The organism is Staphylococcus sp. HMSC077D08, assembly GCF_001837945.1.
Lineage (GTDB): Bacteria > Bacillota > Bacilli > Staphylococcales > Staphylococcaceae > Staphylococcus > Staphylococcus epidermidis.
In genome coordinates, this window is sequence record NZ_KV834740.1 from 15,724 (window position 1) to 34,844 (window position 19,121).

23 protein-coding genes are annotated in these 19,121 nt (G+C 33.3%); 18 read left to right on the plus strand and 5 right to left on the minus strand.

Annotated features, from left to right (window positions below; translation table 11 throughout):
- The first annotated feature begins 301 nt into the window (after window positions 1-301).
- Window positions 302-1,552 (plus strand): lipid II:glycine glycyltransferase FemX, encoded by a 1,251-nt coding sequence (locus tag HMPREF2663_RS00580; RefSeq protein WP_002447319.1) that lies wholly within the window; start codon window positions 302-304, stop codon window positions 1,550-1,552.
- A gap of 76 nt (window positions 1,553-1,628) precedes the next feature.
- Window positions 1,629-4,784, plus strand: coding sequence for an efflux RND transporter permease subunit (locus HMPREF2663_RS00585; protein ID WP_070845572.1), 3,156 nt, complete (start codon window positions 1,629-1,631; stop codon window positions 4,782-4,784).
- A 49-nt stretch (window positions 4,785-4,833) separates the two neighbouring features.
- Here the strand turns inward: HMPREF2663_RS00585 and mspA are convergent, their stop codons facing one another.
- Both mspA and HMPREF2663_RS00595 read right to left on the minus strand, forming a co-directional pair.
- Window positions 4,834-5,151 (minus strand): membrane stabilizing protein MspA, encoded by a 318-nt coding sequence (gene mspA / locus HMPREF2663_RS00590; RefSeq protein WP_002438539.1) that lies wholly within the window; start codon window positions 5,149-5,151, stop codon window positions 4,834-4,836.
- A 301-nt stretch (window positions 5,152-5,452) separates the two neighbouring features.
- A complete protein-coding gene (locus tag HMPREF2663_RS00595) occupies window positions 5,453-5,623 on the minus strand; it encodes an SE1832 family protein (RefSeq protein ID WP_070845573.1) in 171 nt (56 codons plus the stop codon).
- A 141-nt stretch (window positions 5,624-5,764) separates the two neighbouring features.
- Between HMPREF2663_RS00595 and HMPREF2663_RS00600 the strand changes: the two genes are divergently transcribed.
- A complete protein-coding gene (locus HMPREF2663_RS00600; protein ID WP_002457946.1) occupies window positions 5,765-6,673 on the plus strand; it encodes an AEC family transporter in 909 nt (302 codons plus the stop codon).
- Between the two features lie 198 nt (window positions 6,674-6,871).
- Here HMPREF2663_RS00600 and HMPREF2663_RS00605 read toward each other — a convergent pair whose 3' ends face one another.
- Both HMPREF2663_RS00605 and HMPREF2663_RS00610 read right to left on the minus strand, forming a co-directional pair.
- Window positions 6,872-7,663, minus strand: a complete 792-nt coding sequence (locus tag HMPREF2663_RS00605) for a glucose 1-dehydrogenase (RefSeq protein WP_002457945.1) — start codon at window positions 7,661-7,663, stop codon at window positions 6,872-6,874.
- Between the two features lie 27 nt (window positions 7,664-7,690).
- Window positions 7,691-8,554 carry a GRP family sugar transporter gene (locus tag HMPREF2663_RS00610; RefSeq protein ID WP_002447324.1) on the minus strand — a complete coding sequence of 288 codons (864 nt, stop codon included), beginning with the start codon at window positions 8,552-8,554 and terminating at the stop codon, window positions 7,691-7,693.
- Window positions 8,555-8,851: 297 nt separating this feature from the next.
- On the opposite strand from HMPREF2663_RS00610, the gene HMPREF2663_RS00615 reads away from it, so the two are divergent.
- Window positions 8,852-10,987, plus strand: a complete 2,136-nt coding sequence (locus HMPREF2663_RS00615) for a DNA topoisomerase III (protein ID WP_070845575.1) — start codon at window positions 8,852-8,854, stop codon at window positions 10,985-10,987.
- Window positions 10,988-11,099: 112 nt separating this feature from the next.
- Complete coding sequence (locus HMPREF2663_RS00620) at window positions 11,100-12,434, plus strand: NCS2 family permease (RefSeq protein WP_002447326.1); 1,335 nt, start codon at window positions 11,100-11,102, stop codon at window positions 12,432-12,434.
- 56 nt (window positions 12,435-12,490) lie between these two features.
- Here the strand turns inward: HMPREF2663_RS00620 and HMPREF2663_RS00625 are convergent, their stop codons facing one another.
- A complete protein-coding gene (locus HMPREF2663_RS00625; protein ID WP_002496108.1) occupies window positions 12,491-12,889 on the minus strand; it encodes a hypothetical protein in 399 nt (132 codons plus the stop codon).
- A 356-nt stretch (window positions 12,890-13,245) separates the two neighbouring features.
- Between HMPREF2663_RS00625 and rpsJ the strand changes: the two genes are divergently transcribed.
- The 13 genes from rpsJ (at window position 13,246) to rplX (ending at window position 19,118) form a co-directional block, all read left to right on the plus strand.
- Window positions 13,246-13,554 carry a 30S ribosomal protein S10 gene (gene rpsJ / locus HMPREF2663_RS00630; RefSeq protein ID WP_001118667.1) on the plus strand — a complete coding sequence of 103 codons (309 nt, stop codon included), beginning with the start codon at window positions 13,246-13,248 and terminating at the stop codon, window positions 13,552-13,554.
- Between the two features lie 27 nt (window positions 13,555-13,581).
- Window positions 13,582-14,244, plus strand: a complete 663-nt coding sequence (rplC, locus tag HMPREF2663_RS00635) for a 50S ribosomal protein L3 (protein ID WP_070845577.1) — start codon at window positions 13,582-13,584, stop codon at window positions 14,242-14,244.
- Window positions 14,245-14,272: 28 nt separating this feature from the next.
- Window positions 14,273-14,896 carry a 50S ribosomal protein L4 gene (gene rplD, locus HMPREF2663_RS00640; RefSeq protein WP_001829775.1) on the plus strand — a complete coding sequence of 208 codons (624 nt, stop codon included), beginning with the start codon at window positions 14,273-14,275 and terminating at the stop codon, window positions 14,894-14,896.
- Window positions 14,896-15,171: a 50S ribosomal protein L23 gene (gene rplW, locus HMPREF2663_RS00645; RefSeq protein WP_001829755.1), complete on the plus strand. Its 276-nt coding sequence runs from the start codon at window positions 14,896-14,898 to the stop codon at window positions 15,169-15,171. The genes rplD and rplW overlap by 1 nt, the downstream gene beginning before the upstream one ends.
- Window positions 15,172-15,199: 28 nt before the next feature.
- The gene (rplB, locus tag HMPREF2663_RS00650; protein ID WP_002447329.1) at window positions 15,200-16,033 is read left to right on the plus strand and encodes a 50S ribosomal protein L2; all 834 of its coding nucleotides are present in this window, start codon (window positions 15,200-15,202) and stop codon (window positions 16,031-16,033) included.
- 66 nt (window positions 16,034-16,099) lie between these two features.
- Window positions 16,100-16,378: a 30S ribosomal protein S19 gene (gene rpsS / locus HMPREF2663_RS00655; RefSeq protein ID WP_001829710.1), complete on the plus strand. Its 279-nt coding sequence runs from the start codon at window positions 16,100-16,102 to the stop codon at window positions 16,376-16,378.
- Window positions 16,379-16,405: 27 nt separating this feature from the next.
- Entirely contained in the window at window positions 16,406-16,759 is a 354-nt protein-coding gene (gene rplV, locus HMPREF2663_RS00660; protein WP_001829734.1) for a 50S ribosomal protein L22, read from the plus strand.
- Window positions 16,760-16,782: 23 nt separating this feature from the next.
- The gene (gene rpsC, locus HMPREF2663_RS00665; protein WP_001829791.1) at window positions 16,783-17,436 is read left to right on the plus strand and encodes a 30S ribosomal protein S3; all 654 of its coding nucleotides are present in this window, start codon (window positions 16,783-16,785) and stop codon (window positions 17,434-17,436) included.
- Between the two features lie 2 nt (window positions 17,437-17,438).
- Entirely contained in the window at window positions 17,439-17,873 is a 435-nt protein-coding gene (gene rplP, locus HMPREF2663_RS00670) for a 50S ribosomal protein L16 (protein WP_001829782.1), read from the plus strand.
- Window positions 17,863-18,072 (plus strand): 50S ribosomal protein L29, encoded by a 210-nt coding sequence (gene rpmC, locus HMPREF2663_RS00675; protein WP_000644737.1) that lies wholly within the window; start codon window positions 17,863-17,865, stop codon window positions 18,070-18,072. Before rplP ends, rpmC begins: the two co-directional genes overlap by 11 nt.
- A gap of 24 nt (window positions 18,073-18,096) precedes the next feature.
- On the plus strand, window positions 18,097-18,360 hold the full coding sequence (gene rpsQ, locus HMPREF2663_RS00680) for a 30S ribosomal protein S17 (RefSeq protein WP_002432741.1): 264 nt from the start codon (window positions 18,097-18,099) through the stop codon (window positions 18,358-18,360).
- Window positions 18,361-18,390: 30 nt separating this feature from the next.
- Window positions 18,391-18,759: a 50S ribosomal protein L14 gene (rplN, locus tag HMPREF2663_RS00685; RefSeq protein WP_001829742.1), complete on the plus strand. Its 369-nt coding sequence runs from the start codon at window positions 18,391-18,393 to the stop codon at window positions 18,757-18,759.
- A gap of 41 nt (window positions 18,760-18,800) precedes the next feature.
- On the plus strand, window positions 18,801-19,118 hold the full coding sequence (rplX, locus tag HMPREF2663_RS00690; protein WP_002447331.1) for a 50S ribosomal protein L24: 318 nt from the start codon (window positions 18,801-18,803) through the stop codon (window positions 19,116-19,118).
- The last annotated feature ends 3 nt before the right edge of the window (window positions 19,119-19,121 follow it).

The window sequence follows — 19,121 nt, forward strand, 5'->3', positions numbered from 1 at the left end:
TAAAAAAATAAAAAATATGGATATAATAAATATAAATGCTACGAAGATGACACGAAGACTAAAATATGAAATTGTTAGTGGGTGATTGATTGTAATAATGATTGCTACGAGATTTAGGATAATAAATAATAATAAAATAAACTTTCTCATATAAAAACCTCTATACTAGTTGTTAGTAACCATTATATCAAGGGTAATAGTATTGAAAGAACTAAAACGGTTTGAAAGTGACATCGTCGACATCGTTCTTATTAAGATGTATAATTAAAATTACTGTAAAATAAAGGAGATATTTTAAACCATGGAAAAGATGAACATCACTAATCAACAACATGACGCATTTGTGAAATCTCATCCCAATGGTGATTTATTACAATTATCTAAGTGGGCAGATACGAAAAAATTAACAGGATGGTATTCGAGAAGAATTGCTGTCGGTGAAAATGGTCAAATTAAAGGTGTTGGCCAGCTACTATTCAAAAAAATACCTAAACTCCCATACACTTTATGCTATGTATCTAGGGGATTTGTAGCTGATTATAATAATAAAGAAGTGTTAGAAGCTCTACTTAGCTATGCTAAAGAAGTAGCAAGAGATGAAAAGTCGTATGCTATCAAAATAGATCCCGATGTCGAAGTTGATAAAGGTGCAGAAGCACTTAAAAATTTACGTGAGCTTGGGTTTAAACATAAAGGTTTTAAAGAAGGATTATCTAAAGACTATATTCAACCAAGAATGACTATGATTACGCCTATCGATAAAACAGATGATGAATTAGTTCAAAGTTTCGAACGTCGAAATCGTTCAAAAGTAAGACTTGCGCTTAAGCGTGGAACTAAAGTAGAACGATCAAATCGCGAGGGGCTTAAAGTCTTTGCTAATTTAATGAAGATAACTGGAGAGAGAGATGGTTTTTTAACTAGAGATATTAGTTATTTTGAAAATATATATGATGCACTTCATGAAGACGGTGATGCAGAACTCTTCCTTGTTAAATTAGAGCCCAAGCCAGTATTAGATATGGTTAATCAAGACCTTGAAGCACAATTAGCTGAGAAAGAGAAATTACAATCAAAAAAGCAAGATAAAAAGACACTCAATAAACTTAATGATATTGAAAATAAAATTAAAAAAACAAATGAATTAAAATCTGATTTAACAGAACTTGAAAAAAGCGAGCCAGAAGGTATTTACTTGTCAGGTGCGCTCTTAATGTTTGCAGGAAACAAATCGTACTATCTCTATGGTGCTTCATCGAATGACTATCGTGATTTCTTACCAAACCATCACATGCAATTTGAAATGATGAAATATGCACGAGAGCATGGTGCAACAACCTATGACTTTGGTGGTACAGATAATGATCCTGATAAAGATTCAGAACATTATGGGCTGTGGGCATTTAAACGAGTTTGGGGTACATATTTAAGTGAAAAAATTGGAGAATTTGATTATGTATTAAATCAACCGTTATATCATTTAGTTGAGAAAGTGAAACCTCGTTTAACGAAAGCCAAAATTAAAATATCACGTAAACTTAAAGGTAAATAACTACTACATTCAGATCTGAACGCTTCTATGATAAATTGAGAGCGTTCAGATTTTTTTATAAGAAAGGAAAAAATGCATGATTAAAAAATTATTACAATTTTCGTTAGGTAATAAATTCGCTATTTTTTTGATGCTAGTTTTAATTATATTAGGTGGTGTTTATTCAAGCGCCAAATTAAAACTTGAATTATTACCAGATGTTGAAAATCCAGTTATTTCAGTTCAAACTACAATGTCTGGAGCAACACCCCAGTCAACACAAGATGAAATAAGTAGCAAGATTGATAATCAAGTACGTTCGTTGGCCTACGTAAATAGTGTGAAGACCGAATCTATACCAAATGCTTCTATAGTAACTGTAGAATATGATAATGGTACAGATATGGATAAAGCTGAAGAACAATTAAAAAAAGAAATCGATAAAATTAAGTTTAAAGACGGCGTTGGTGAACCTGAATTAACAAGGAACTCTATGGATGCTTTTCCAATTGTGGCATATTCTTTTTCAAGTAATAATCAAAAGTTAAAAGACGTTACTAATAAGTTAAATCAACAGCTCGTACCAAAATTGCAAACCATTGATGGTGTGCAAAATGCACAATTAAACGGTCAAACTAATCGTGAAGTATCGTTAAAGTTTAAACAAAAAAATTTAGATGAAAAAGGTTTAACTGCAAATGATGTTGAGAACTATATAAAAACGGCTACACGTGAAACGCCATTAGGACTTTTCCAATTTAATAAGAGTAATAAATCTATTATTGTTGATGGTCAATTTAAATCTGTAGACGCTTTTAAAAATCTTAAAATCCCTTTATCTATTTCTGGACAATCTGTACAAAATGATAGCGATTCCGACAGTGATAGTCTAATGCCAAGTGATAATACTCGCTCGACTAATAGTTCAACTCATATGGCACAAAAAGGCCAAATGCCATCTGTACCACTTAAAGATTTAGCAGATATTAGTGTCGGTGATGAACGTACTTCTATATCCAAGACAAATGGAAAAGATGCTGTTAACTTACAAATTATGAAATCACAAGATGCTAATACTGTGCAAGTTGCGAGAGAAGTTCAGAAAAAAGTAGATGAATTTGTACGTAATGAGAGTGGAATGAAATCTATTAAAACTATGGATACTGCTAAACCTATTGAAGATTCTCTTTATACTATGGTTGAAAAGGCCGCTCTCGGTACGATTGTTGCTATTATTGTTATTCTTCTGTTTTTAAGAAACATAAGAACTACAGCTATTTCAATTGTATCTATACCAATGTCAATATTAATTGCGCTCATAGCATTAAAATTAAGCAACGTATCATTAAATATTCTTACTTTAGGTGCATTAACGGTTGCAATCGGGCGAGTTATAGATGATTCTATAGTTGTCGTTGAGAATATATTTAGAAGATTATCTGATCCGAATGAGAAGCTCAAAGGGGAAAATTTAATTATAAGCGCTACTAGAGAAGTATTTAAACCTATTATGTCATCGACCCTTGTTACCATTGTAGTGTTTTTACCACTAGTGTTTGTGTCAGGTTCAGTAGGGGAAATGTTTAGACCATTTGCGCTAGCTATTACTTTTAGTTTATTAGCTTCACTACTTGTTTCGATTACCCTAGTGCCTTCTTTAGGTGCAACATTTTTTAAAAATGGCGTTAAAAATAGGGAACAAAAGGGAGGTCTAGGAGTAGTTGGGAGAGCCTATCGAAGCGCTTTGAATTGGTCACTTAATCATAAATGGATTGTGCTTATAGTTAGTATTTTTATTTTAGTTGGAAGTGTGGTCATAGGCGCAAGAAATCTAGGAACGAGTTATATTTCAACAGGAGATAATAAATTTTTAGCTCTAACATATACTCCAAAACCTGGAGAAACACAGAAATCTATAACACAACATGCTGAAAAAGTACAAAATTATTTAGATAAAAAAGATAAAGTAGAAACTGTTCAATATTCTATAGGTGGTCCTACACCACAAGATCCTACCGGTAGTACTAACAGCATGGCAATTATGATTAAATATCAATCTGACACGCCTAATTTTGACGAAGAGCCTGATAAAGTACTTAAACATATCGAGACATTTAAACAACCTGGAGAATGGAAAAATCAAGATTTAGGAACAGGAGCAGGTAATAATTCTGTTGAAGTAACTGTCAAAGGACCTAATACAAGTGCAATGAAAGATACAGTCAACCGTGTAGAGAAAATGATGACTGATATTAAAGGCATAACGAATGTTAAATCTGATTTATCACAGACGTATGACCAATATGAAATAAAAGTTGACCAAAATAAAGCTGCAGATAATGGTATTTCTGCTGCACAACTTGCGATGAATCTTAATGAAAACTTACCTGAGAAAACAATTTCTACAGTTAATGAAAAGGGTAAATCTATCGATGTAAAGGTCAAACAAAATAAGCAAACAGATTGGTCTTCTCAAAAAATTAAAAACATTAAACTAAATAAGCCTACGGGCGGTACGATTAAACTTAGTGAAATAGCATCTCTCAAAAAATCATACACACCAAGTAAACTGACACAAGAAGATGGCGATTATGCTACGACTGTTACAGGTAAAGTGACTGATAAAGATGTGGGTGGTAAATCTCAACAAGTCATGGCTAAAGTGAAAGATCTTGAGAAACCTAGTCATATTAAAATTAATGTCGGCGGTGCTACTGATGACATTGATAAGGCTATTTCTCAGCTTGCAATGGCGATGATAGCAGCAATTATCATAGTTTATTTAATTTTAGTTATTACATTTAGAGGTGGTCTGGCACCATTTACAATCTTATTCTCATTACCATTTACGGTTATCGGTGTAGTACTGGCACTCATCATTACTGGAGAAACCATTTCAGTTCCAAGTTTAATAGGTATGCTTATGTTAATTGGTATCGTTGTTACGAATGCTATAGTATTAATCGATCGTGTTATTAACAATGAAAAACAAGGTATGCAGATGAAACCGGCATTGATAGAAGCGGGTGGTACACGGATAAGACCTATATTAATGACAGCAATTGCAACAATAGGTGCACTAGTGCCGTTGTTATTTGGTCAAGACAGTTCAATATTAATTTCCAAAGGTATGGCTACAACAGTAATAGGTGGATTAATTTCTTCAACGCTACTCACACTCTTTGTAGTACCGGTTATGTACGAAATTTTATTCACTTTGAAAAATAAACTTACTAAAAAGTTTAATATGTAAAAAAAGACTTAGGTAAGATGATTATACTTACCTAAGTCTTTTTTATTATTTAATATAATATAAAAATTAAAATAATAAATATAACAAATAATAAAAGTGATAAGATATTTAAGATGCTAACACCTTTTTTATCATCTTTTAATTCTTTAAAACCAGTCACTTCAACATTACCAACTAAAAGTAATAAAACGACAAATACCCACCAATTTTCTTTAGGGAACTGTAACGTCGTCAAAGCAACTACAAATAGTAACAATATGCCCATAACAATTCTCAAGATTCGAGTTATGACAGAATGCATTTTAAAAATACTAATGTACGAAACAATTAAGTATAAAACAGGCAATAAAATAAGATAAAGTTTCATAAAAAGCCACCCTTTCTATTACGAATAATATATTAGCACGATAAAAATCATATGACTAGAATGCGAGTAGAGATGAGTCGTATTAATTGGTTGTCGTAGCTTTATACGTTGCTTTGTAAACCAAAATTTAAAAATTCTAGAAATACGTGTTTGTTAAATCGCTTTTTGATTGTCAATATGGTAACAATGTTTAAAACATTGATTTTTAGATTCTAATGTCATCTAAAATTGGCAAAAAAATTTTAATAAATTTTGTAGTTTAAATTTATACTTATGGGTTAAACAATCAACGTGCTAAATTTTAGGATTGTTGATTTAATTTTGAACGTACATAGGCGATTTCTTGTTCAATATTTTCAAGTTGTTTAAGTAGAGGTTCAATATCTTGATGAAGCGACTCACGTTTTTCTAAATCGTTTTGTAATCGTGTATAATCATATTTAAGTTCTGATAACTTTGAATTCAAGTCCATCGTATCATTCTCCTCTTCAAAGGGTTAATAGTAGTAATTTTTACATTTAATAAAGATTATATCACGAAATACGATACTTCTAAATAAGAGGGACACGATATCAAAGTACTCATTTGTATAAACTAGAAAGAAGGAATCAATGTGACTGAACAATTTGTCATAATTATATTATTAATAGCACTTGGTTATTTTCTTAAACGTATGAATTACTTGAAAGCAACTGATAGTCAAGTACTTTCAACTTTAGTGTTAAATGTTACATTACCTTCACTCGTTATAGTTAACTTAAATAGTGCGAAATTAGATGTATCTTTTTCAATATTGCCTATAATGATGATTATTTACGGTATAGTAGCTAAAATTATCGTAATTTGGTTTTTTAGAAAATATGATAACCATATGCGTGGTTCTGTTGGTATGATGACTGGATCTATGAATATTGGTTTGTTTGCATATCCGTTGGTTGAAGCGATATGGCCATCTAAAGGTATGATATATTTCGGAATGGTTGATATTGGCGGGGCCATTATCATGTTTGGTATTACTTATTTTGTAGGAAGTTATTATAGCGAAGGTAGTGACCAATTTAACTTCAAATTTTTAGGGAAAAAATTAGTTCAATCAGTCCCATTAGTAACCTATATGATTATGTTTGGATTGAATATGTCTCATATTCATATATGGCAACCAGCTATTGATTTCTTTAGTGTATTATCAAAGGCGAATATGCCTTTATCCATGATATTATTAGGTGTAATGCTTAATTTTAGTATTGAGAGAGAATACCTCCCTGTAACAATAAAATATCTTTGTTTACATTACGGGTTAGGTGTGTTAGCTGGAACACTAGTTCACTTTTTATTACCTGTATCTGATGATATGATTAAAACAACCTTGCTTATAACGTGGTTATTACCAGTAGGAGTAGCAATTATACCGTATTCGATTCAATTCAAATATAAGACATTACCGTTTGTTGGAATGGTAACTAATTTAACCATTATTATTAGCATTATCATTTTGTATATTTATCAAGCTGTATTTGTATAAAAATTGATTGCACAATTAATATGCTCATTTATATATAACTAAAAAAAGCTATGAAGAAATATATCATTGTAGATATCTTCATAGCTTTTTTATTATAGTTTGTAACTTATATTCAGCCGATGACTGATGCTTTTTAAGACTACTACTCACTATCAAATGATGACACTTTATTTCTAGTTAAAATTGAAAAAATGCAACTTAGCCTTTACCACCCATAAATGCTGGATAGTTCATCATGCCACCATCAACGTACAATGTTGTACCGTGTATATAACTTGCAAGATCTGAAGATAGGAATAGTACTGCATTAGCTATATCTTGAGCATTTCCAATTTCACGTGCGGGTATCATTTTTATTGTTTCTTCACGCGTCGTTGGGTCAGAAAATTTTTCTTCAGTGTGTTCAGTAAAAATTGCCCCTGGGGATATATTATTAATACGAATACCGTGCTGAGCATATTCCATTGACATTGTTTCCATCATTAATTTTAAGCCACCTTTACTTGCGGCATAGTGTACATAATTAGGCCATGGAATAGTGTCATGAACACTTGAAATGTTAATAATAGTACCTTTTTTGTTTTCCTTTAAAAATTGATTGATGGCTTCTCTTGAACCTACAAAGGCGCCAGTTAAGTTTATGTCAATCACTTTTTGCCAGTCATCAATCGACATTTCATGAGTTGGGATTGAATTTTCGAATCCAGCATTATTAATTATAATGTCTAAAGTTCCAAAGTGATTAATTGTTGTTTCGATCATTCGTTTAATATCTTCTTCAATTGAAACATCACCTTGAACCACTAATGTTTGACCACCAAATTTAGCAACAGTTTGTTTAATTTCCTCAATTTCATCATGATGTCGATCAGAACGGTAATTTATAACAACCTTGGCCTTAGCTTTACCAAAGTTTTCAGCAATAGATTTGCCAATTCCAGTGGCAGCTCCGGTAACAAGAACCACTTTATTTTCTAATTCTTCAAACATTATGTTACCTCCCTAAAGTTTAAAATTCTATTTTAAGTTGCCTAAAATGATTGAAGCTATAACTATAACAATAATACCTGACCAAATACCAATCATTTGGCGACGATCTTTTTTCTCCCCTAGAATAAAGATACCCCCTAAAGTTGAAACAATAACTAGAAGTTGTGATAATGAGAAACTAGTTGCAACACCAACTTTAGGTTGTGAATAAAACATAAATAAGTTACCGATACCCCAGATAACACCTGGTATAAGATTTAAAGCAGTAGATTTAATTGAAGTATTATGGTTCATTGAAAGAACTAATCCTCCAATTGCCATACCAATTGATTGGAAGAAGAGAGCATCTGTACCGCTTACTCCAAAAATATCTCCAAGAACTACATAACCTACGTAACCGATTGTTGATAGAAGTAAAATTCCCATTGCTTTTTTAAATTCCGGGTTATCGGATTTGCCTTCACTTTTGGCTTTAAGTGATGTTAAAGAAATACCTACAACCAATAAAATCATTGCTATAAGTCCCAGCACTACTTGAACAATCGTGCTCCATTCACCTAAGAAAATAGCGCTAAATAGAGTGGTACCGACAAGTTGCATACCCGTTGAAATAGGCATCGTTTTAGATACACCTATTAAATGCACTGATTTTAATTGATTTCCTTGACCAAAAGCCCATAGAGCTCCTGATACTAAACCGACAATAATTACTGTTAGATTATCAAACGCTGCGTGTCCAGTAGCTAGTAGAGAAAATCCGATAAAAAGTGTCCCTAAAGTTGTACCTCGAATCTGATTATATGGTCCACCACCTACAAAAACATTTATAATGACTACACTACCCCAAAACAGGGCTGGTAAAAGTGCTATCAAAAAATCTACAATTTGCACTTATTACTCACTCTCCTAAGAACAAAATTAAGTGTCCCAATTACACTCGAAGTCATTCTATAGTAATTAAAAAAAGAAGTAAAAAACAACACCTTAAAAGTGCTGAAATTTTTAGTAAGGAAAATATTCATAATAAGAGATAATGAGTTTTTGAATAATATGATTGAACAAGATATGTACATATATATAACTATCTTAATTAATTTTATATATAGTAATATACAAAAAAAGATACATGTTACAATGTATGTAATTCTATAACATGATGTACTTTATAAATGTGAAAGGAAAATTAAAATGAAATCTTTAATCTTAGCTGAAAAACCATCGGTTGGAAGAGATATCGCTAATGCTTTGAATCTTCAACAAAAAAGTAATGGTTATATAGAAGGGAAACAGTATATTGTGACTTGGGCATTGGGGCATCTTGTGACAAATGCAACGCCTGAACAATATAACCCTTCATATAAAGAATGGAATTTAGAAGATTTACCTATCATTCCTAAGAAAATGAAAACAGTAGTGATTAGTAAAACAAATAGACAATTTAAAGTTGTAAAATCTTTAATTTTAGATAAAAATGTTAAAGAAATTATTATAGCAACAGATGCTGGACGAGAAGGTGAACTTGTAGCTCGTCTTATTTTAGATAAAGTAGGTAATAAAAAACCAATCAAGCGTTTGTGGATTAGTTCAGTTACAAAAAAAGCCATACAAGAAGGATTTAAACAGTTGAAAAATGGCAACGCGTATCAAAATTTATATAAAGCAGCACTTGCACGAAGTGAAGCAGATTGGATAGTAGGGATTAATGCAACACGTGCACTAACGACAAAATATGATGCGCAATTATCATTAGGTCGCGTACAAACTCCAACAATACAGTTAGTTAAATCAAGACAAGATGAGATTAACTATTTTAAATCTGAAAAATATTACACGTTATCCATTAATGTTGATGGTTACGATTTAAATCTTAACCAACAAAAGCGATATAAAGATAAAAAAGAATTAGAATTGATTGAACATGAAATTAAACATCAAGAAGGAAAAATATTAGAAGTTAAAGGAAAAAATAAGAAATCTTACGCGCAACCTTTATTTAATTTAACAGATTTACAACAAGAGGCATATAAACGTTACAAGATGGGGCCAAAGGAGACACTAAATACATTACAACATTTATATGAGAGACATAAGTTAGTAACCTATCCTCGTACAGCTTCTAATTATTTAACACATGATATGGTCGATACAATTCAAGAACGGTTAAGAGCAATTCTAGCTACAGATTATAAATCTCATGTTCGAGATTTAATATCTGAGACCTTTTCTTCTAAAATGCATATTTTTAATAATCAAAAAGTTTCAGATCATCATGCGATTATTCCTACGGAAGTTAGACCTTCAATTGAACAATTGAGTCAACGAGAGTTTAAAATTTATATGCTAATAGCAGAAAGATTTTTAGAAAATTTAATGAATCCTTATTTATATGAAGTTTTAACAATCCATGCACAACTGAAAGGTTACCATTTTGTTTTAAAAGAGAAAATACCTAAACAATTAGGATATAAAGCTTTAAAAGATAACCCCTCTTCGAATACTTTAACGCATTCTTTTAAAGAAGGTCAGTTATTTAATGTACATCGTATTGATATTCATGAACATGAAACAAAGGCACCGGAATATTTTAATGAAGGTTCATTACTTAAAGCCATGGAGAATCCACAAAATCACATTGATTTGAATGATAAAAAGTATGCAAAAACACTTAAACATACGGGGGGGATTGGAACTGTAGCAACTAGGGCTGATATTATAGAAAAGTTATTTAACATGAATGCTTTAGAGTCGCGAGATGGCAAAATTAAAGTTACATCAAAAGGAAAACAAATTTTAGAATTGTCTCCAAGTGAATTAACCTCACCTATACTAACAGCCCAATGGGAAGAAAAATTAATGCTTATCGAAAAAGGGAAATATAATTCTCAGAAATTCATACAAGAAATGAAAAACTTTACATTTAAAGTGGTAAATAAAATTAAAAGCAGTGAGCAAAAATATAAACATGATAATTTAACAACAACTGAGTGTCCAACATGTGGTAAGTTTATGATTAAAGTCAAAACTAAAAATGGACAGATGCTTGTATGTCAAGATCCAAAATGTAAAACTAAGAAAAATATTCAACGAAAGACCAATGCACGTTGCCCTAATTGTAAGAAAAAAATGACCTTATTCGGTAAAGGAAAAGAAGCTGTTTATAGATGTGTATGTGGCCATACAGAAACTCAATCACAAATGGACAAAAGAATGAGAGATAAAACGAATGGTAAAGTGTCACGTAAGGAAATGAAAAAATATATAAATAAAAAAGAGGAAATCGATAATAATCCATTTAAAGATGCTCTGAAAAATCTCAAATTGTAGATAAATATCGAACTTCTTTGTGACTTCAGACTAAAAAGTTCGTTTTTGGTATTGTTTTTTAAGAAATTTGATATTAAACTATTAAAGTATTTCAAATAAAGGAGCATTCATTGTGAAAAAGTACTTCCAGTTTGATAAGCATGGGACAAGTTATAAAAATGAAATTTTAGGTGGAATTACGACCTTCCTATCAATGGCATATATTCTAGCTGTAAACCCGCAAATTTTAAGTTTAGCTGGTGTAAAAGGTGCAACAAGTGATATGAAGATGGACCAAGGAGCAATCTTTGTAGCGACAGCTTTAGCTGCGTTTGTTGGATCATTATTTATGGGATTAATTGCTAAATATCCAATAGCTTTAGCACCTGGTATGGGTTTAAATGCATTTTTTGCTTTTACAGTAGTATTAACTATGGGAATTCCTTGGCAAGTGGGATTAACAGGTGTTCTATTTTCTGGTATATTCTTTGCATTACTTACTGTTACTGGTTTAAGAGAAGTTATTATCAATGCTATCCCTCATCAAATGAAGCTAGCTGTTTCGGCAGGGATTGGTTTATTTATCACATTTGTGGGGTTACAAAGTTCAGGGATAATAATTAAAAGTGATTCAACTTTAGTAAAACTAGGACATTTGACTGAGGCACCAGTACTTTTAGCTATTTTCGGAATTATTGTTACGGTCATTTTATATGCTATGAAGGTTCCTGGTTCAATTTTTGTAGGTATGATTGTAACTGCCGTAGCGGGTATGCTAACTGGTCAAATCCATCCACCATCAGGAATAATTGGAGAAGTGCCAAGTATCAAGCCAACCTTTGGTGCGGCATTTGAATCATTTAAAGATCCTGGTCAACTGTTTACAATTCAATTCCTAATTGTTATTTTAACGTTCTTATTCATTGATTTCTTTGATACAGCTGGTACGTTAGTAGCTGTTGCCACGCAAGCAGGATTGATGAAAGATAACAAATTACCGAGAGCTGGAAGAGCGTTATTCTCTGACTCTTTAGCGACTATTGTAGGGTCTGTGTTTGGTACAACTACCACAACATCATATATTGAGTCTACTTCTGGTGTAGCTGTAGGTGCTAGAACAGGATTTGCAAGTATAGTTACGGGTGTTTGTTTCTTATTAGCATTATTCTTCAGTCCGTTAATTGAAGTTGTAACAAGTGCAGTAACTACACCTGCTTTAGTCGTAGTAGGTGTGCTGATGGCGGCTAATTTTGCTGATATAAATTGGAAGCAATTTGAAGTTGCGGTACCAGCTTTTATTACAATCATTATGATGCCATTGTCTTATTCTATTGCCACTGGTATTGCATGTGGATTTATTTTTTATCCAATAACAATGATTATTACTAAAAAGTATAAAGAAGTTCATCCTATTATGTACTTTTTAATGGCTTTGTTCATATTATATTTTATATTCGTTCATAAATAATAAAAAGGAGTTGAAACGTTGAAGTTTCAGCTCCTTTTTGTATATTAGTATGAATTTTAATCATTATCTTCTTTAATTCGTTCTTTATATTGAGTATAAACGACCCTCGCATTTTTATTAGGGATATAAGTGGGTGCAACCAAGACAATAAATACAAAGAAAATCATTAAGAAGAATAAAATCCAATGAATTACCATACCTATCACTGGTAAGAACGCTATGAAAGACCCTATTAAGCCTAAGAATGGAATGACAAGCATAGGTTTAATTGAGTTCTGTGAATCCACTAGTAAAATAATGATGAGTACAAGATATAGAAGAGCGTTAAACAACAATGGTTGCCATCCAAAACTTAGAATTACACTGCCTCCTAGAAATGGAATACCATAGAAAAATTCACAAACAATAAGAAAGACTCCTATGATTGCCAAAGACATTTTCACTCCATTTTTCATATTATCACTCCCATTCAACTACTATTATATATAATAATTGAGAATAATAATATTGATTTGATTTAGAATGTTTAGTGAAAGAAAATAAAAAGTAAAAAAAATTCTCTAAAATGGTTGAACAACATCATCATTTAAAGTACAATTATCAAGTATGTGTTAGACAGTTATATATAAGATTACTGAAAAACCTTGAATTATCAATGTTTTTCATGTATTATATCTAATGTTGGACTTTATGAAAAGCGATGAAGCGAAAGGTTACTGACACACCCGGCCGCTTTGCCATGGCGTTGTGTTGAGATAGTTTTCGTGGAGAAGTCTATCACTTAAATGTAGACGAATAAGGAGGGAAAATTATGGCAAAACAAAAAATCAGAATCAGATTAAAAGCTTATGATCATCGTGTGATTGATCAATCAGCAGAAAAAATTGTTGAAACTGCAAAACGTTCTGGTGCAGATGTTTCTGGACCGATTCCGTTACCAACAGAAAAATCAGTTTATACAATTATTCGTGCTGTGCATAAGTACAAAGATTCTCGTGAACAATTCGAACAACGTACTCATAAACGTTTAATCGACATTGTTAACCCAACACCTAAAACGGTAGATGCTCTAATGGGCTTAAACTTACCATCAGGTGTAGACATCGAAATTAAATTATAATAGAACAATATAGGAGGTGGACTTTCGATGACCAAAGGAATCTTAGGAAGAAAAATTGGGATGACACAAGTTTTCGGTGAAAATGGTGAATTAATCCCTGTAACAGTTGTAGAAGCTAGTCAAAACATTGTATTACAAAAGAAAACTGAAGAAGTTGATGGTTATAATGCTATCCAAGTAGGTTTTGAAGATAAACAAGCATATAAGAAAGGTTCTAAATCTAATAAATATGCTAATAAACCAGCTGAAGGTCATGCTAAAAAAGCTGACACAGCACCTAAGCGCTTCATTCGTGAATTCCGTAACGTTAACGTTGACGAATACGAAGTAGGTCAAGAAGTCTCAGTTGATACATTCGAAACTGGTGACATCATTGATGTTACAGGCGTTTCAAAAGGTAAAGGTTTCCAAGGTGCTATTAAACGCCATGGACAAGGTCGTGGACCAATGGCTCACGGTTCTCATTTCCATAGAGCACCAGGTTCAGTAGGTATGGCGTCAGACGCTTCAAAAGTGTTTAAAGGACAAAAAATGCCAGGACGCATGGGTGGAAACACTGTTACTGTTCAAAACTTAGAAGTCGTTCAAATTGACACTGAAAATAGTGTGATTTTAGTAAAAGGTAATGTACCTGGACCTAAAAAAGGTTTAGTAGAAATCACAACTTCAATTAAAAAAGGTAATAAATAATTAAGAAGCGAAAGGAGGAAATTGCATAATGGCTAATTATGATGTTTTAAAAGTAGACGGATCAAAATCAGGTTCAGTTGAATTAAACGATGCAGTATTTGCTATCGAACCTAATAATAGCGTTCTATTTGAAGCTATCAACTTACAACGTGCGTCATTACGCCAAGGTACTCACGCTGTTAAGAATCGTTCAGCAGTACGTGGTGGTGGACGTAAACCATGGAGACAAAAAGGTACAGGTCGTGCACGTCAAGGTACAATCCGTGCGCCACAATGGCGTGGTGGTGGTGTAGTATTCGGACCAACACCAAGAAGCTATGCATATAAAATGCCAAAGAAAATGCGTCGTTTAGCATTACGTTCTGCATTATCTTTTAAAGTTCAAGAAAACAGCTTTACAATTGTAGATACTTTTGGTTTTGAAGCACCAAAAACAAAAGAATTCAAAAATGTATTAACTACACTTGAACAACCTAAGAAAGTATTAGTTGTAACAGAAAACGAAGATGTAAATGTTGAATTATCAGCACGTAACATCCCTGGTGTTCAAGTTACAACTGCTCAAGGATTAAATGTACTTGATCTAACAAGCGCTGACAGTGTAATCATTACAGAAGCAGCTGCGAAAAAAGTTGAGGAGGTGCTCGCATAATGGAAGCAAGAGATGTTCTTAAGCGCCCCGTAATCACTGAAAAATCTTCTGAAGCTATGGCAGAAGATAAATACACTTTCGATGTTGATACTCGTGCAAATAAAACACAAGTTAAAATTGCTGTTGAAGAAATCTTCGACGTTAAAGTTGACAGTGTAAATATTATCAACTATAAACCTAAGAAAAAACGTATGGGCCGTTACCAAGGCTATACAAACAAAAGAAGAAAAGCGATTGTTAAACTAAAAGAGGGTTCAATCGATTTATTTAACTAAAAAATTACCAATAAGGAGGTAAGCGACAATGGCTCTTAAAAAATATAAGCCAATTACGAATGGTCGTCGTAATATGACTACTTTAGATTTCGCTGAAATCACAAAAACAACACCTGAAAAGTCATTATTACAACCGCTACCGAAAAGAGCGGGACGCAATAACCAAGGTAAATTGACTGTTCGCCATCATGGTGGTGGGCACAAACGTCAATACCGTGTTATCGATTTTAAACGTAACAAAGATGGAATCACTGCTAAAGTTGATTCAATTCAATATGATCCAAACCGTTCAGCAAACATTGCATTATTAGTTTATGCTGATGGTGAAAAACGATATATCATCGCACCGAAAGGATTACAAGTAGGTCAAACTGTCGAAAGTGGTGCTGAGGCAGATATCAAAGTTGGTAATGCCTTACCATTACAAAATATTCCAGTTGGGACAGTAATTCATAACATCGAGCTAAAACCTGGTAAAGGTGGACAACTTGCTCGTTCTGCTGGTGCTAGCTCTCAAGTATTAGGTAAAGAAGGTAAATATGTATTAATCAGATTAAGATCTGGTGAAGTACGTATGATTTTATCTACATGTCGTGCAACAATTGGTCAAGTGGGTAATTTACAACATGAATTAGTAAATGTTGGTAAAGCAGGACGTTCTAGATGGAAAGGCGTTCGCCCAACTGTACGTGGTTCTGTAATGAACCCTAATGATCATCCACACGGTGGTGGTGAAGGTCGTGCTCCAATCGGCAGACCATCTCCAATGTCACCATGGGGTAAACCTACGCTTGGTAAGAAAACTCGTCGTGGTAAAAAATCTTCTGACAAACTTATCGTTCGTGGACGTAAGAAAAAATAATATTAAAAACTTATTTGGGTGTGCGGCGTAAAGCTGCACGCACACAATAAGAAGGGAGGCGCCCAAATGGCTCGTAGTATTAAAAAAGGACCTTTCGTCGATGATCACTTAATGAAAAAAGTAGAAGCTCAAGACGGAAGTGAAAAGAAACAAGTGATTAAAACATGGTCTCGTCGTTCTACAATTTTCCCAAATTTCATTGGTCATACTTTTGCAGTATACGATGGACGTAAACATGTACCTGTATATGTCACTGAAGATATGGTAGGTCACAAATTAGGTGAATTTGCTCCTACACGTACTTTTAAAGGACATGCAGCAGACGACAAGAAAACAAGAAGATAATTTTAATAAGTAGAGGAGGAAATCCTGATGGAAGCAAAAGCGGTTGCTAGAACAATAAGAATCGCACCTCGTAAAGTAAGACTTGTTCTTGATTTAATCAGAGGTAAAAATGCTGGAGAAGCTATTGCTATTTTAAAATTAACTAATAAAGCTTCATCACCAGTAATTGAAAAAGTATTAATGTCCGCTTTAGCAAATGCTGAGCACAACTATGATATGAATACAGATGAATTAGTTGTAAAAGAAGCATATGCTAATGAAGGACCAACTTTAAAACGTTTCCGCCCACGTGCACAAGGACGTGCAAGTGCAATTAATAAACGTACAAGCCACATTACAATCGTCGTAAGTGACGGTAAAGAAGAAGCTAAAGAAGCTTAATAACTTTCTAAGGAGGGAATACTGTGGGTCAAAAAATTAATCCAATCGGACTTCGTGTCGGTGTTATCCGTGATTGGGAAGCAAAATGGTATGCTGAAAAAGACTTTGCTTCACTTTTACATGAAGACTTAAAAATCCGTAAATTTATTGATAATGAATTAAAAGAAGCGTCAGTTTCTCACGTAGATATTGAACGTGCAGCAAATCGCATCAATATTGCAATCCATACTGGTAAGCCAGGAATGGTTATTGGTAAAGGCGGTTCAGAAATTGAAAAACTTCGTAACAAATTAAATACCTTAACTGATAAAAAAGTACACATTAACGTAATTGAAATTAAGAAAATTGATATTGATGCACGTTTAGTTGCAGAAAATATTGCACGTCAATTAGAAAATCGTGCTTCATTCCGTCGTGTACAAAAGCAAGCTATTACAAGAGCTATGAAAAATGGTGCTAAAGGTATCAAAACTCAAGTATCAGGTCGTTTAGGCGGAGCTGACATCGCTCGTGCTGAACAATACTCAGAAGGAACTGTTCCACTTCATACATTACGTGCTGACATTGATTATGCACACGCTGAAGCCGATACAACATATGGTAAATTAGGCGTTAAAGTATGGATATACCGTGGAGAAGTTCTTCCTACTAAGAACACTAGTGAAGGAGGAAAATAATAATGTTACTACCAAAACGTGTAAAATATCGTCGTCAGCATCGTCCAAAAACAACTGGTCGTTCTAAAGGCGGTAACTACGTAACATTTGGTGAGTATGGATTACAAGCTACAACTACGTCTTGGATCACGTCTCGTCAAATCGAATCAGCTCGTATTGCAATGACACGTTACATGAAACGTGGCGGGAAAGTTTGGATTAAAATCTTCCCTCATACACCATATACTAAAAAACCTTTAGAAGTACGTATGGGTGCTGGTAAAGGTGCGGTTGAAGGCTGGATAGCAGTTGTTAAACCTGGTAGAATTTTATTCGAAGTAGCTGGTGTACCTGAAGAAGTTGCTCGTGAAGCATTACGTTTAGCAAGTCACAAACTTCCAGTAAAATCTAAGTTTGTAAAACGTGAAGAATTGGGTGGTGAAACAAATGAAAGCTAAGGAAATTAGAGACTTAACCACTTCAGAAATCGAAGAACAAATCAAATCTTCAAAAGAAGAGCTTTTTAACCTACGCTTTCAGTTAGCTACAGGTCAATTAGAGGAAACGGCACGTATTCGCACAGTAAGAAAAACGATTGCACGTCTAAAAACTGTTGCTCGTGAAAGAGAAATTGAACAAAGCAAGGCTAATCAATAATAATTGAAAGAGGAGGTTACAAAAGTGAGCGAAAGAAACGATCGTAAAGTTTATGTAGGTAGAGTTGTTTCAGATAAAATGGACAAAACAATCACTGTTTTAGTGGAAACTTACAAAACACACAAATTATACGGCAAACGAGTAAAATACTCTAAAAAATATAAAACTCATGATGAAAACAATTCAGCTAAATTAGGAGACATTGTTAAAATTCAAGAAACTCGTCCTTTATCAGCAACAAAACGTTTTCGTTTAGTAGAAATTGTTGAAGAGTCAGTAATTATTTAATCAAGATTAGAGATAAGGGAGGTTTAACGAATGATCCAACAAGAAACACGTTTAAAAGTAGCAGACAACTCTGGTGCTCGTGAAGTTCTTACAATTAAAGTATTAGGTGGATCTGGTCGCAAAACAGCGAACATTGGTGATATCATTGTATGTACTGTTAAAAATGCAACACCAGGTGGCGTTGTCAAAAAAGGTGACGTTGTAAAAGCTGTTGTAGTTCGTACAAAATCAGGTGTTCGTCGTGAAGACGGTTCATATATTAAATTTGACGAAAATGCATGTGTTATCATCCGTGATGACAAAGGCCCACGTGGTACTCGTATCTTTGGTCCTGTTGCTCGTGAATTACGTGAAGGAAACTTCATGAAAATTGTATCACTAGCTCCAGAAGTACTATAATACCAATCAAATAAATTAACATAATTTAAGGAGGTGCCTACATGCATATCAAAAAAGGTGACAACGTAAAAGTTATCGCAGGTAAAGACAAAGGTAAAGAAGGTAAAGTAGTAGCTACTGAACCTAAAAAAGACCGTGTCGTTGTGGAAGGTGTTAACGTTATAAAAAAACACCAAAAACCAACTCAATTAAACCCTGAAGGTGGAATTCTAGAAACAGAGGCAGCAATCCATGTTTCTAACGTACAATTATTAGATCCTAAAACAAATGAACCTACACGTGTAGGATATAAAACAGTTGATGGTAAAAAAGTTCGTATCGCTAAAAAATCAGGCGAAGAAATTAAAGCTAATAATTAATAA